The following is a 15,814-nucleotide window of genomic DNA, read 5'->3' on the forward strand; positions in this document are numbered from 1 at the left end:
ATTAACCCCTTTCAACACGGAAATATTTGGCGTTCACAACAACGTCTAGCTGTTTAAGTATTTCAAATGATTTCTCAAAAAGCACTTTATTTGTGACGTGGGTAACAATGGCGACTTCAGCGATATCTCGCCCTGGGATCGGTTCCTGATAAAGTTTGCCTAAGCTGATGTTTTGCTCCCTGAAGAGATCGGTCAACTTTGAAAAGGATCCCGGTTCATCTTTGATATGCATGCGGACAAAAAATTGGCTGTCCACAAGATTATCCTTGCGGGCGTGCAGTTCTTTTTTCGGTAGAAAGATATGATTGCCGGTCACGCCTAACGCCATATTTTGGAGAACGGCGAGCAAATCCGAAACGATGGAGACGGCAGTTGGTCCTTCTCCGGCCCCAGCTCCGTAATACATGGTTTCTCCAAGCGCCGAACTGTAGACATAAATTGCATTGTTTTCATTCTCTACGGCAGCGAGCGGATGTCCGTCAGGGAGCAGCGTAGGTTCTACTCGAACATCGATATCACCATTGTTGACCTCTGAAATGCCGACCAGTTTAATGGTGTAGCCAAGCTTTTGCGCAAAGACAATATCCTCTCGAGTGACATCAGTGATTCCCTTGATCTTCACGTCGTCAAGCTTTACAGGAATTGAATAGGCTAGATGACTGAGAATGACCATTTTTCGTGCGGCATCAAGTCCTTCGACATCCGAAGTAGGATCAGCTTCAGCAAATCCAAGCCTTTGCGCGGAGGCAAGCGCCTTTTCATAGGACAGTCCATCACCGCTCATTTTGCTCAGAATATAGTTTGTTGTGCCATTCACAATTCCAATCATTTTCTGAATGCGATCGGCACCTAAACTGTCGGTTAGTGTTCGGAGGATTGGTATGCCTCCCGCAACACTGGCTTCATAGTAGAGGTCGCATTGATTTGCGCGCGCTTCAAGAAGAAGTTCCTCACCGTAAGAGGCCATCAAATCCTTGTTCGCAGTGATCACATTTTTTTTGTTTTTTAGTGCACGAAGGATGTAACGGTACGCTTGGTCAACCCCGCCAATCAACTCAATGATTACATTAATTTCAGGATTGTCAAGGATCTCATACACATCAGTCGTTAATTTTCTGTTGTCAATCAATACTTTTCTCGCTCTGTTTTTGTTGCGGACCAGCACTTTTTCCAAATGGATCTTGCAGCCTGCACGTTCTTCCAGCCGCTCCCTATCTTTGGTAAGCAGTCTGACAACGCCTGTTCCTACTGTTCCGAATCCAAGTAAGCCTATGGACACCTTCTCCAACTCACATCACTCCTCGTATACATCACACAACAGCCATCGTACATTTTCGCATATAAAACTGCGGTTGCGACAGAAAACGCAACTGTCTGCACTTTTTTATTTTTCAGTAAAAATAACGTACCACGTTATGTATCTTGCATTATAACCCGAAGATAAATCAACAACAAGACCATTTTTCTTGACAAACGTGACGAACAGCAAAGAACAGGCTCGCAATTTGAATGGTCATTAAGATTATGTTCTGAAGAATGTATTTGGGGTGTTGACCATTCATGTAAAATACGTTATTATGAATTTCAATCCTCAAGTTTTAATTAACTAAAGTGATGACGGGGACTTGCGATGCAATCATGGTTTTCAGAGAGTCGGGAAAGGTGAGAGCCCGGCAACCGGAGCATTGGCATACCGCCCCTGAGTGCTTGTCTGAATCGAGTAAGGCAAGTCGAGTGCAAGTCACTTGTTACAAAAATGACTGTTCTTTCATTTGAGAATACAGCCGTCAAGCCAATGTTTGCAAAAACATTGGGAAGCCGGGTGGAACGTGAAAAGCCAAACCTTTTCGCCCCTGCACAAATTGTGCGGGACGAAAAGGTTTTTTGTTTTTTCTAAGACATGATGAAGAGAGCACTGATGGAATTTTACTGTATGTCGGTTGCAACTGAAAATGAATTGTGGGGTGGAAAGAATGAAACAGAGTATGAAAGTGGCTTTGAATCAGGTTTCTTTTTATGACCGTCTTTTGAAATTGATTACGACTCAGAGGACACATTTGAAAAGTGTTTCGGTCAGGCGTTACCCAGCGGAAGCGGTTGTCACTATTGAATCAGACGATCAATTTGTGCTTCGTGATGAGCCAAAGGATATTAGAGTATGGGAAAAAGAGTCTTATGCGGGAACCGCGGATTGTGAACTTTTGACAATCTGTATCAGTAATTCGGAAAAATCTTTAGCGCTTGAATTAAAACGCATCATTTCTGAATACGATGGAGCCCTCACTGCAAATGGTTCAACCGATTTTATCATTACGGCGAAGGCAGGATCCGAACAAATTGATGAGTTGATTGGTCAGATTTTGCCCTTTGGGATCACATGTATGTCGCGCATTGCACTAGATTCGGAAGATCTCCAAAATCAACTCCCGTCTGGAAAAAAGGACGATTTGGAATCTTCACAGATGGTCCGATCAGGGGGTTGATGATTGCTAGCAGAGTGCATGCGCATTTATTGATCATCACGAGTCATTACTGACTTCACAATTTGTTCAGCCGTTGTCTGAACATCCGGCAGTAAGCGCAATTTATTTGCATCGAAACGCTGGTAACTTGGCGTTTCTGATCGCACAAGACCGGCAAACCTTGTCATTAAATTCTGATAGGCGGGACTGTCCCCCTGATCAGCAGCAGATTCTGCATTTACGTCCTCGTTTCGGTCGTCTAGACGCATGATCCAGTAAATGATAGACGCCGTGACGTGTTCGCAGTAAGGTCCGTCTGAAGGGCAGTCGCAAAAACAGTCCAGTTTGTCGGGATTAGGAAGAAGCTGATCTGTTCCATAAATCTCGCAATCTTCTTTGCGCCAGCGTATATGGACCTGAAAAAAGGAGTTATGAAGATCTTCAACGCTGGCATTTAATCCGTTTTCTGAAGCGTGATAATCCCAAACGCGATGTTTATCGAATAGACCTATGCCGCGTTCAAAGGTATTTTTTTTCATATTCGTTACGAAATGTGACAGCCAGTTTGCCAGTTTTGCACTGCGAAAGGTCAATCGACGGACCATAATCACACCACTCCTTCATGCAGCTGGATCAAATTCAAGAGTTCCTGGTCACTCATTTCCGTAAGCCAGGACTCGCCTCCACTGAGAATTTGCTTCTGAAGGCTCTTTTTCCGTTCGATAAGCTGATCAATTCGTTCTTCAAGAGTTCCTTCACAGATGAGCTTGTAGACATAGACATTGCGATCCTGTCCAATACGGTAGGCACGGTCTGTCGCCTGCTCTTCAACGGCTGGATTCCACCAGCGGTCATAATGAATGACATAACCTGCGGCAGTTAGATTGATCCCCACGCCCCCGGCTTTTAAAGAAAGAATGAAGAGCGTTTTTTTTCGCTCTGTACCTTGAAACTTCTCAATCATTTTCTGACGTTGTTCCGCACTGAGGGCTCCGTGAAGAAAGAAAATGTCTGCATCCGGATACCGCCGCTGCGCTTCATCCAAAAGGATTTTCCCCATCTGCACATATTGTGTGAAGACGAGAACCTTCTCCTCCTGATCAAAAAGCGGATCTAGAATGTGAAAAAATAAATCGAGTTTTCCAGAGGTTTGTTCCTCCGAAGTATGATCGCTAACCAGGGAAGGATGATCACACACTTGCTTTAATTTCGTTAAAGTAGAAAGGATCAGACCTTTTCTTTGAATACCGCCGGTTTCTGCAACATTCCTTTTTAAACGATTAACGATTGACTGATAAAGCGACGCCTGACTTTTTGTCAGATTACAGATTCTCTTAGCTTCCACTTTTTCCGGAAGGTCGTGAATGATTTTCTTATCCGTTTTCTCACGGCGTAGCAGAAAGGGACGAATCATTCGAGTTAGCTGGCTAGCCTTAGAACGATTGTTTTTTTTCTCGACCGGGTGAATAAACTGTTTACGAAACCGTTCAAGCGATCCTAGATAGCCTGGGTTCAGGAAGTCCATGATTGACCAAAGTTCTTCCAGACGGTTTTCAATCGGGGTTCCGGTTAGGACAAGCCGATGTGCTGTTTGGATATGGCGAAGCGCCCGTGTCTTCTGGGCATGCGGGTTTTTTATCGCTTGAGCCTCGTCAAGAATCACACACGTCCAGTTGTAGCTAAGCATTTCATGGGCTTCTTTCGTATAAATTGCATAGCTAGTGATCACGACATCGCATTCACGAAGTCGTTCTTTGAACGCTGCTCCCCGCAAGCGTTCACCCCCGTGATGAACGTAAATGTCAAGCTCCGGTGAGAACACCGCACATTCGTGTTTCCAGTTGGCGACCAAAGATGTTGGGCAAATGATTAAGGATGGGCCCATTGGGATGGACCCATTCGACGGAACATTTTCCGGATGCTGTTTGCAATAATCCAGATAGGCGATCGCTTGCACAGTTTTTCCAAGGCCCATGTCATCGGCGAGACATCCGCCAACCCGTTGATTGCGTAAATTGACAAGCCAAGTGTACCCTCTCTTCTGATAAGGACGAAGATTGCCGACGAACGCATCGGGAAGAGGGACCGTCCGTGATGGTTTCTTCAATAGATGACTGAGATAATTGTCAAGATCAGCATCAAGATGAATCGAAAGGCTGCTATTTCGCTTGCGGCGCCTTGATGCCTCAAGTTTCATTGCTGAAGACACACTCGGTTTCTTATCAAAAAGATTTAGTGTGTCTTCCATTTCTTCATAGGCTTTCATCATTTGCTGAATGGGCAGATGAATCCACTGGTTTCCTTGATGAATAAAAGGCTGATTCGCAGTGACCAGCTTCTTAAATTCCTCGGCACTCAGCTGCATATCGCCAATAGCGATTCTCCAGTCATAGCTGATTAAGGAAGCAAGATTAAAAAGAGAAGCGCCTTTCCCGTTTGTTTCCGGACGAATATCAAGGTCGACGGTTACTGAATCCGAGGCATCCTGAATCTCAATGTTATCGGGAAATGAGACATTAATCGAAGCCTTCGCAAGTACTTCCTCGTATTGATAGAATTCAGAAATATCGTGAATCGTCATAAAACCTTCAGATGGACCTTCAAAAAATTGAAGAATGGAATTCGAAACTTTAGACTTTACCGTCTCCAACCGTTCCAGAAGCCAACTGCCCTTCTCCAATGCGGATGGATTCTCAATCTGTTCAGGTGCTTGGCTCACTTTGTGTCCGTTTTGCCAGCCCACTATTTTGATGGCATATGTCCAAAGTGCAGAAGGCGAAAAGAGGTCGTCTGGGTTCACTGGATTGAGGATGACCTGAGCAGTTTCAGGTTCAAAATAAGCTTCCATCTGTTCCCGTTTATAACTGAGCAACGCCTGGGTCCACGATTCCGGTTGTCTGGAAGCGACGGAATGAACCCATCCGGCCATTTCAAATTCCAGTTGCTCCATTTGTATGATTTGTTGAGGATCGCTGACAATTAGCCAAGGCTTTCCTGATTCGGTAAACAGATTTTCTGTGGTCATATGTTCATTGAAAGAGTCGAGACTAACGTGTTGGATCGAATCCTTTAATTGTATCGTTTCATTTGATGACAGAGTCGAAGTCGTTGACCGAATCATGGCATTTAACCAATAAATGACAATTAAATAGAGCCATTGCTGCACTTTTTGATCCTGAAGCTCATCGATAGCGAAGGCGAGTCGAGGCAAGCGGCCCAGCCAGTCGGCAAACAGCCCGCTTTCGGTCAGTGTGTGCGCGTCGGGAATCCAATGGCAGAAATAACACTGCTCATTCTTACCACGTTTAAGATGATAGAAGAAGGGATAAAAGAGTCCATTTCTTAATAAAATAGCTAAAGCTTCAGAAATTTGACGGAACCATTGCGTTGTTATTCCCGGAAAGATACCAGCTTGATTTTCATAGAGAACGCCATCTCGAATCAAACGGAAAACGCCGGCCATGGGCATAATCGCCCCGGCAACATTAATTTCACCTCTGCCATCGATGAATACGGCTTTGTATGGAAAGAATGGGTAAGCAGATGTCTCAGTGAGCCAGTCTGGTACGGCTTCTTTATCGGTCAGTGCATCCGGAAAAGGCACCGCCTGCCCATGATCATCGGTCAGCCAGATGAAAAAGTTCCATGTGTTCTCAATATGAGGAATAAATGTCATCTGAAGATAGCGATCCATCAATGAAGAACTCCTTAAACTGTAAAAGCTGGAAAGTACGGCTATTTAATAGAAAAAACTGTCCATGAATGAACGAATTAATAAATAATTGGTCATGACATTCACATAAAAATACTATCCTATAAGTGTATCATAGCGACCAATGAGATGATACAGCAATGCCGGAGATTATTTCTTGTTCCAAAAGCAGTATGCAATTTTGCTGTAATCTTGTTATTATTAAAGAAGAAGGTACATGAATGCTAAATAGCAGTATGGCACAGGTCGCGTTAAAACTATACCGTGTATTTTCGAAAATCTTGTTAACGTTCACATATAATAGCTCAGTATTGAATTGAACAATGCCTACATTATATAAAAGTATTTAGAAAAGGGTATAGGCGCTGAGGCTTTGTCTATATTTAATGGGTAGCGAAGCCAGGCTTTAGTTTCTACTGTGAAGGCGGGATCATTTATGAATGAACACGAGTGGCTATTTATCGATTCAGGCATCCAATCGCCGGCATATAATATGGCTCTCGATGAATATTTGCTTGAATGTGGAGCGAAAGGGCGGAAGCAGCCAGTACTACGATTCTATGGATGGAATCCTCCTGGTTTATCAATCGGTTATTTTCAAAAGACATCTGGAAGAATTGATCTTGATGGAGTACACAAGCGTGGCGCAGTTTGTGTCCGTCGGTTGACGGGAGGACTAGCCGTCTTGCATCATGATGAACTGACATACAGCGTGATTATTCCTGAAGATTATCCAGATATGCCTCGCTCGGTTGTCGGTGCGTATCGGGTCTTATCTAGGGGATTACTTGAAGGCTTCAGAACTTTGGGACTGGATGCAGATCTCGCGATTCCTGAAAACAAGCTAGGCAGTTCACATTCTCCGGTTTGTTTTGAGGAAGCGTCTTGGTACGAGCTCGTCGTGGAAGGGCGAAAAGCGGCAGGGAGCGCTCAGACGAGACAAAAAGGCATGATTCTCCAGCACGGTTCAATCCCGATAACCGTTAACGAGGATGAACTTTTCGACTGTTTCCAATATGCGAATGAGCGAATCAAGGAAAGAGCGAAAAGAGCTTTCTCTGGAAAAGCGGTAGCGCTTGAAGATCTGCTCGGTCGCAAGGTGTCCATTGATGAAGTCAAACAAGCCTTTTATCATGGATTTGAAAAGGGACTGGGTATTCATCTGAACCCGCTGGTACTTACTGAGGAAGACAAGCGTGAAGTGCTTTTGCTGGCAAGCAATAAATATGAAACGGATCAATGGAATTTATCTAGGTGAGCGAGGGCTTCCTGCCATCTATAATCCGCGAGGGGGAAAGAACCATGGAAAAACACGGGACCTATTTGAGAAAGCCAGATTGGTTAAAAATAAAAATTAATACAAACCAAGATTACCGAGGCATTAAACATTTGATGCGTGAAGAGCGGCTGCATACGGTCTGTGAAGAAGCCAAATGTCCGAATATACATGAATGCTGGGCATCGAGACGTACCGCAACGTTTATGATACTTGGAGATATTTGTACGAGAGGCTGTCGTTTCTGTGCGGTAAAGACTGGCCGTCCAACGGAACTAGATCTCCGCGAACCGGAACGTGTGGCAGATTCGGTCGTCAAGATGCAGCTCCGCCATGTGGTGGTTACCGCTGTTGCTCGTGATGACCTGAATGACGGCGGTGCATATGTTTTTGCGGAAACAATCCGAGCAATTCGCAGAAAAGCTCCATACTGCACAATTGAAGTACTGCCGTCGGACATGAAGGGTGATGACGATAGCATCTTGACTTTAATGGATGCTAAACCGGATATCTTTGATCACAATATCGAAACGGTTCGGCGGCTGACAAAAAGAGTTCGAGCGATTGCGACCTATGACCGCTCGTTAGCAGTTCTTAAAAGAGTAAAAGAATTAAGCCCGAATACACCGGTGAAGTCGAGTATCATGGTCGGACTAGGCGAAACCAAAGAAGAAATTCTCCAAACAATGGATGATTTGCTTGCCAATCACGTAGATATTATGGTCATCGGCCAATATCTTCAGCCGACACGCAAGCACCTAGATGTTGTTCGCTATTATTCCCCTGAAGAATTCGATGAACTTAAAGAAATTGCTTTGTCGAAAGGGTTCAAGCACTGTGAGGCGGGTCCTCTGGCACGTTCATCGTATCATGCTGACGAGCAGGTTGGTGAAGAATCGCGACGCCGCCATGACGAGCTAATTGCGCCATCGGAAAATGAAAATGGAACTGAATGATCAATAATAGACGAAAGCCGCTCTTCCGAATTGGATGGGCGGCTTTTGATCGAGTAGGCTTCTTATTGGCCAAACCGATGCAAACGTTCATAAAATTCATCTATAAATAGAGAAAAAAGTTGTTCGGATGGGGCAAGGTCACGATCACGAGGGCTGATAATCCCGACTGCTCGTGATAATTTTGGAGCACTGAGTGAAACAGCAGCGACAGTCTCAGGAAGGTTATAAGCAGCCGCGTTTTCAGGCATCAAAGCAATGCCGAAATTAGATGCGACCAGGCTTTTGATGGTGTCCATATCTTCGCCTTCAAAGACGATATTCGGTACGAACCCCGCCTGTCGGCATGCATCCCGAAACAATTCTTGAAGGGAAAGCTTGCTTCGGAAGGTAATAAATCGTTCTTTTTTTAACTGGCTGAGCGTGATCGGACCATGTCCTGTTTTCTCGTGCTGCTTTGACATGAGTAATACCATGCGTTCGGTATAAAGAATGCTGCTGCGGACAATTTCATGATGCTTCGGAATAGGTGAAGCAAAAGCAAGATCGATGCTACCTTGTTCAATCAGTTTTATTAAGTAAGGAACTGTGCCTTGATGCAGTTGAAAATCAATTCCGGGATGTACATTATGGAAGTTTTGCAAAACAATTGGCAGTGTGTGTACTGAAAGACTGGTTGAGATTCCAAGCCGGATCAGACCGGTCTCCGGATTTAGATATTCTTTGATTTTTTGTTGTGCTTTATCAAATTCAATTAATCCACGTTCGGCATGTTCTAGAAATATTTTTCCTGCCTGAGTGAGCTGTATGTTCCTACCTTTGCGCGAAAAAAGAGCAACACCAAGCTCGTCTTCAAGTAATGCAATCTGTCGACTGATGGCCGATTGAGCAACATGAAGCGCTTCTGATGCTTGTGTGATATGTTCTCTGGTTGCGGCTTCAATAAAATACTGAATTTGTCTCAGTTCCATGAAAAAATAGCCCCATTCATCTAAAATCGATATTAATTTATTCTAAATTATATATTGTAAAGATTGATAATGAAAGAGTAAAATAAACACACCATACTTTTGACCTAAATAGAGATAAAAAAGATGTTTTCAGAAAAGTCACGCAGATGTGGTGAGTGATTGCGAACAGAAGGAAGGATGAGGTTTATGATGACCAAGGGTCAGATGAGAGAGAGAGCAGAAGGCCTTTACCGCCCGGAATTTGAACATGACGCTTGTGGTATTGGTTTGTACGCGGATATTAAGGGACGCGCGTCCAACGAAATTGTCAGAACAGCAGTGGAAATGTTGGCAAGGCTTGACCATAGGGCCGGTAAGGCTGCAGATGGAAAAACCGGAGATGGTGCTGGTATTTTGGTCCAGATTCCTGATCGTTTTTTTCAAGAAGTCTGCGATTTTGAATTGCCTTCTGCCGGGCACTACGGTGTCGGTATGTTTTTTATGCCGCAGGATCGTTCGAGCCGGCTTGTTGCTATTGGGAAAATTAAAGCGTGCATTGCCGCACGTAATTTAAGAATATACGGTGAACGTGATGTGCCGATTGATGAAAATGAGATCAGCCGTTTAGCGCGAAGCAAAGCGCCTTATATGTACCAAATGTTTATCGGTACTGCAAACCAGGATTCCGGCAAAGAGCTGGATTCAAAACTGTACCTGTTAAGAAAAGCGATTGAAGCCAAGCTCAAGGATGAAATCTATGTCGCAAGCCTTTCGAGCCAGACGCTGGTGTATAAAGGTATGCTCCGTGCAAAGGAAGTTTCGGCTTTTTATACGGATCTGCAGGACGAACGTTTCGTTTCGGCTGTTGCTTTAGTGCATTCCCGCTATAGCACAAACACGTTTCCAAGCTGGGAACGTGCTCATCCGAACCGAATGATTGTACACAATGGTGAAATTAATACCATTCGTGGAAATATGAGCTGGTTCACGGCTAAAGCAAAGCACCTGAATGGAGGCAAATTCCCGCAGATCATTGATCCGGAGGGCAGCGACTCGGCTATTTTTGATAATGTGTTGGAATTTTTGACCTACCATGGTTTTTCGCTTCCTCACGCCGTTATGATGATGGTACCGGAACCTTGGGAAGGCGATAGTGATCTTCCGGATTATCTCCGTAATTTCTATGAATTCCACAGCAGAGTCATGGAACCTTGGGACGGACCTATGGCGCTTGGATTCTGTAACGGAAAGCAAATTGGAGCCATTCTTGACCGCAATGGTTTAAGACCGGCACGTTACTATATCACAAATGATGATAAAGTTGTCTTCTCATCGGAGGTCGGTGTTGCAGACCTGAAGGCGGAAAACATCAAACAACGCTGCCATCTTAAACCGGGCCAGCTCTTGCTCATCGATACAGAAAAAGGCAAGATCGTGCCAAGCGACGAACTGAAAGAAGAGATATGCAACTCAATTAACTATGAGGATTTACTGAAAAAATCAGTTATTGAACTTACTCGAAATCATGGGAACGGTGACCTGCTCTCCGACGAAAAACGGCTGTTTCAACAAAAAGTATTCGGTTATACCTATGAAGATGTTACAAAAGCAATACAACCGATGGCGGACCAGGGCAAAGAACCGACTGGATCAATGGGGAATGATACTCCTCTTGCGGTATTATCTAATAAATCACAACTGCTTTTTGACTATTTCAAACAATGGTTCTCACAGGTAACCAATCCGCCGATTGATGCAATCCGAGAAGCTCGGGTCATGTCCAAAATCACTTGGCTTGGACCGCAGATCAATCTGTTAGAACCAAGCAAACATGTCACTTCGCAAATTCGTCTAAAACATCCGGTGCTTGATCGGAAAACATTCCGGGATATCCATCATCAGACGATGAAGACACGGATCATTGGATTGACTTATCCTGCTGTAAAGGGAATATTTGGTCTTGAAAAGGCAGTGGATCAACTCATCCTTCACGTTGATGAGGTCATTCATGATGGAGCATCATTGATTATACTTTCTGACCGCAATGTTGATGAGAACAGCCTGCCGATTCCATCACTGCTTGCAGTGAGTGCTTTGCATCATCATCTTATTGAACAGGGAACTCGTCCTCAAATCAGTCTGATTGTCGATTCCGGTGAACCGAGAGACAGTCATCAGGTTGCTGCATTGCTTGGTTATGGCGCAGATGCCATCCATCCGTATTTGGCACTGGAAACCGTGCAAGCCTTGATAAAAGAGAACCACTTGTCTATTGACGAAGAGAAGGCGGAACAGAATTACATCAAGGCACTTGTGGCCGGGATCGTAAAAATCATGTCTAAAGTGGGTATCTCGTCGATTCAGAGCTACCGTGGGGCACAAACCTTTGAGGCTCTTGGTTTATCCGATCGCTTAATTGATAAATATTTTGAAGGAACGGTTTCGCAAATTGGCGGCATCGGGTTGGAAGAAATTGAAACGGAAACGCTTCGACGACACAAGAAAGCGAATGATGAACACAACCAAGGCAACATGAAACCGCTGGATGCCGGAAGTACTCTGCAATGGAGACAAGGCGGCGAGCAGCATAAAATTGAACCGCTTATTGTGCATACACTGCAGCAAGCAGCAAGAAATAACGATTATCAATTATATAAAGACTATACAAAAATGGTTGACAATGCGCCGTTTTCAACGATCCGCAGCTTACTTACTTTTGAAAAGGATCGCAAGCCGATTCCTTTGGAAGAAGTTGAGCCGATAGAGAAAATCTTGCAACGATTTAAGACTGGTGCCATGTCTTACGGATCGATCAGCAAGGAAGCCCACGAAGCGATGGCGATTGCCATGAATCGCATCGGAGGAAAGAGCAACAGTGGTGAAGGTGGCGAGGATGCCGAACGTTTTACACCTGATGCAGATGGTAATTGGCGCCGCAGTGCAATCAAACAGGTTGCATCTGCTCGCTTCGGTGTAACCAGTTATTACTTGTCTGAAGCTGATGAACTGCAGATCAAAATGGCACAAGGTGCGAAGCCGGGAGAAGGCGGACAATTGCCGGCCGGAAAAGTGTATCCTTGGGTTGCCCGTACACGTCACGCAACAACGGGTGTTGCCTTGATTTCACCGCCGCCGCATCATGATATTTATTCAATTGAAGATTTAGCTCAGCTGATTTATGATTTGAAGTCGAGCAACCCGAAAGCGAGAATCAGTGTCAAGCTAGTTGCTAAAGGCGGAGTTGGAACAATTGCCGCTGGTGTTGCCAAAGGGAAGGCTGATGTGATCCTAATCAGTGGTCATGACGGTGGAACCGGAGCTGCTTCAAAGACAAGTATCAAGCATGCAGGACTACCATGGGAAATCGGTTTGGCGGAAGCACATCAGACGCTGATGAAAAATGGCCTGCGCGACCGTGTACGGCTTGAAACCGACGGTAAATTGATGACAGGGCGTGACGTCTTGGTAGCGGCATGCCTAGGTGCCGAAGAATTCGGCTTTGCGACGGCACCGCTTGTCGTGCTTGGCTGTCTGATGATGCGCGCGTGTCATTTGGATTCCTGTCCGGTCGGAATTGCCACACAAAATCCGGAATTGCGCAAGAACTTTATGGGTAATCCGGACCATATTGTGAACTTCATGACGTTTATCGCTCAAGACATTCGTGAACAGCTGGCTGAACTGGGTTACCGTTCATTGAATGAAGTTGTTGGTCAGGCGCATTTGCTTAGAATCAAAAAAGAAGTGCACAGTCACTGGAAGGCACGCACCTTGGATCTGTCTGATTTGCTGTACCAGGCAGAAAGCGATGTTTCTAAGCGGTATTTTTCACGTGCACAAGAGCATCATGTGGAACGCCGCTTTGATGAACGAAATCTCGTTGCTACCTGCCTACCGACAATCGAAAATAAGCAGCCTGTCCATCTCGTATATAAATTAAAGAATTCTGATCGCACCGTCGGCTCTACACTTGGGTACTTCATCTCGAGATCAACTGGTGGGAAAGGACTTCCTGAGGATACGATCACGTTATCCTTTACAGGAAGCGCAGGACAAAGTTTCGCATCATTTATTCCTAAAGGCGTGACCATGATTCTGACCGGCGACGCTAATGACTATGTCGGCAAAGGACTTTCAGGTGGAAAAGTAATCATTAAATCTGAAGAATTGGCCGGTACTAATTCGGATCCTCAGGCAATGATGGGAAACGTTGCGTTGTTTGGAGCGACGAGCGGAGAAGCCTATGTACGCGGAACAGCTGGCGGACGTTTCTGCGTGCGTAACAGTGGTGCAAAGGCTGTTGTCGAAGGTGTTGGAGAGAATGGTTGCGAATACATGACCGGCGGGCGGGTTGTTGTGCTTGGCTCGGTTGGCCGAAACTTTGCAGCAGGAATGTCAGGTGGAAAAGCCTTCATACTTCCGGATGATCAACCAGATCAGATCATTCACTATATCAACAAGGAACTGGTGAACATTGAACCGTTAACGGATAAGCGGGAACAAGATGAAGTCTATCAATTAATAAAAAATCATCTTGACTATACGGGCAGTCCGAAGGCTGAACAAGTGCTGATGAATTGGAAAGAATCTATTCAACGGATCATCAAGATTATCCCGCGTGATTATGAAGCGATGCTCGGCCAGATTGAGCAGTTTGAATCGCAGGGAATGAACGAAGAGCAGGCGAAGGAACAGGCGTTTTATTTAAAAAAGCAAGGAAAGTTAAACGTCCGTAATTCTACTTATCTGCCAGTTTGAACTCTAGATTCAAATTCATGATTCGGATAAATTTTGAAAGGATGAAGTTGACACAATGGGACAATTAATGGGTTTCCTAAATATAGAGAAAAAAAATCAAAAAGAACGCAAAACGGTCGAACGTGTTTTGGACTGGAATGAGTATAAAATTCCCTTGGCAGAAAGTGAAGCAAAAGAACAAGCGGCACGGTGCATGGACTGTGGTATCCCCTATTGCCAAATAGGTACCACAATCAATCGAGGAACAACCGGATGTCCCATTCATAATCTTATTCCTGAATGGAATGATCTCGTTTATCATGGGCTGTGGAAAGAAGCTTATGACCGTTTGGCAAAAACGAACAACTTTCCGGAATTCACATCCAAAGCCTGTCCGGCACCTTGTGAGGGTTCTTGTACAGCAGGTTTCGTGAGCAGCCCGGTATCAATTAAATCGATCGAACGGGCAATCATTGATCGCGCATTTGATGAAGGCTGGGTTGTACCAAAGCCTCCAAAAAGACGGACAGGAAAAAAAGTTGCTGTGATTGGTTCTGGTCCTGCAGGACTCGCATGTGCGGATCAATTGAATAAAGTCGGTCATGAAGTAACCGTTTTTGAACGTTCAGATCGTCCGGGTGGTTTGCTTATGTATGGCATTCCGAGCATGAAGATTGAAAAAGACGTTGTCGACCGGCGGATTCATTTGCTTGAAGAAGAGGGCATTATTTTTAAAACCAATGTTGATGTCGGTAAAACGATTAGTGTCCAGTCCCTGAAAGAATCATTTGATGCGGTCGTTCTTTGCACCGGTGCAGGCAAACACCGTGAAGTAACGATCGAAGGGCGAGATCTAAAGGGGATTTCACCGGCAATGGAATACTTGATCGCGAGCAATCGCCATCAGCTCTATGGAGAACCACTGCAACCGGATTATGATGCAAAAGACAAACACATTATTGTCATCGGCGGCGGGGACACGGGTGAAGATTGTGTTGCAACCGCGATCCGTCAAGGTTGCAAGAGCGTCGTGCAGTTTGGCAAGCATGGCAAGCTGCCTGAGCAACGTACTGAAAAGAATCCATGGCCCCAGCATCCGAATGTTTTCTCAGTGGATTATGCCTATGAAGAAGCGGAGGATGTACTAGGTAAAGATCCACGTGAGTATTATGTGGAAACGAAGAAGTTTATCGGTGATGAAGTGAATCATGTTTCTAACTTGATTACCGGATCGTTTAAGAAGGATCAGGATGATGAATCAGCACAAAAGACTTGGAAAGCAGATCTTGTACTGATTGCAATCGGCTTTCAAGGCGCTGAGGATAAAATCTTCGAAGACTTTGAAGTAAGCAGAGATTCATCCGGTAGGGTGATTGATGCTGATACACGCGGTTATCAGACCAGCCAGGAAGGTATCTTCGCTGCAGGAGATGCACGACGTGGAGCAAGCCTGATTGTCTGGGCGATCGAGGAAGGTCGCAAGGCAGCAGCAGCTGTTGATCTTTATCTGGATAAAAAACTGTCGTTGCTGCATTAATGAATAGAATATACGTTTGAAAAAAGCCGACATCGTTCGGCTTTTTTTGACAGGATAAGAAAGTATATAATTTCGAGTGATTCAGAGTTCATATTAGCGGCGTAATGCTCGGAAAAATTCTGATTCAAACACGGAAGCGCGAGACGCCTGCGGGAGTGCAGGCCAGGGAGACCCCGCAGATGCAAGG

The 15,814-nt window shown here is 44.9% G+C and carries 9 protein-coding genes; 5 read left to right on the forward strand and 4 right to left on the reverse strand.

What is annotated here, in order from left to right:
- Position 1 precedes the first annotated feature (1 nt).
- The gene (locus tag P343_RS23085) at positions 2 to 1,288 is read right to left on the reverse strand and encodes a homoserine dehydrogenase (protein ID WP_023509104.1); all 1,287 of its coding nucleotides are present in this window, start codon (positions 1,286 to 1,288) and stop codon (positions 2 to 4) included.
- A 685-nt stretch (positions 1,289 to 1,973) separates the two neighbouring features.
- Here P343_RS23085 and P343_RS23090 point away from each other — a divergent pair.
- Positions 1,974 to 2,483, forward strand: coding sequence for a hypothetical protein (locus P343_RS23090; protein ID WP_023509105.1), 510 nt, complete (start codon positions 1,974 to 1,976; stop codon positions 2,481 to 2,483).
- Positions 2,484 to 2,509: 26 nt separating this feature from the next.
- Here the strand turns inward: P343_RS23090 and P343_RS23095 are convergent, their stop codons facing one another.
- Positions 2,510 to 3,067 (reverse strand): SWIM zinc finger family protein, encoded by a 558-nt coding sequence (locus tag P343_RS23095; RefSeq protein WP_023509106.1) that lies wholly within the window; start codon positions 3,065 to 3,067, stop codon positions 2,510 to 2,512.
- Positions 3,068 to 3,069: 2 nt separating this feature from the next.
- Complete coding sequence (locus P343_RS23100) at positions 3,070 to 6,156, reverse strand: DEAD/DEAH box helicase (protein WP_023509107.1); 3,087 nt, start codon at positions 6,154 to 6,156, stop codon at positions 3,070 to 3,072.
- A gap of 454 nt (positions 6,157 to 6,610) precedes the next feature.
- Between P343_RS23100 and P343_RS23105 the strand changes: the two genes are divergently transcribed.
- Together P343_RS23105 and lipA are read left to right on the forward strand one after the other, a co-directional pair.
- Positions 6,611 to 7,432: a lipoate--protein ligase family protein gene (locus tag P343_RS23105; RefSeq protein WP_023509108.1), complete on the forward strand. Its 822-nt coding sequence runs from the start codon at positions 6,611 to 6,613 to the stop codon at positions 7,430 to 7,432.
- A gap of 44 nt (positions 7,433 to 7,476) precedes the next feature.
- Positions 7,477 to 8,406, forward strand: a complete 930-nt coding sequence (gene lipA, locus P343_RS23110; RefSeq protein WP_023509109.1) for a lipoyl synthase — start codon at positions 7,477 to 7,479, stop codon at positions 8,404 to 8,406.
- 62 nt (positions 8,407 to 8,468) lie between these two features.
- Here lipA and gltC read toward each other — a convergent pair whose 3' ends face one another.
- Complete coding sequence (gltC, locus tag P343_RS23115; protein ID WP_023509110.1) at positions 8,469 to 9,374, reverse strand: glutamate biosynthesis transcriptional regulator GltC; 906 nt, start codon at positions 9,372 to 9,374, stop codon at positions 8,469 to 8,471.
- A 204-nt stretch (positions 9,375 to 9,578) separates the two neighbouring features.
- On the opposite strand from gltC, the gene gltB reads away from it, so the two are divergent.
- Positions 9,579 to 14,111, forward strand: coding sequence for a glutamate synthase large subunit (gene gltB / locus P343_RS23120; RefSeq protein WP_152525257.1), 4,533 nt, complete (start codon positions 9,579 to 9,581; stop codon positions 14,109 to 14,111).
- A 55-nt stretch (positions 14,112 to 14,166) separates the two neighbouring features.
- The gene (locus tag P343_RS23125; protein WP_023509112.1) at positions 14,167 to 15,627 is read left to right on the forward strand and encodes a glutamate synthase subunit beta; all 1,461 of its coding nucleotides are present in this window, start codon (positions 14,167 to 14,169) and stop codon (positions 15,625 to 15,627) included.
- The last annotated feature ends 187 nt before the right edge of the window (positions 15,628 to 15,814 follow it).

Origin of the sequence: Sporolactobacillus laevolacticus DSM 442, assembly GCF_000497245.1 — a bacterium.
GTDB lineage: Bacteria > Bacillota > Bacilli > Bacillales > Sporolactobacillaceae > Sporolactobacillus > Sporolactobacillus laevolacticus.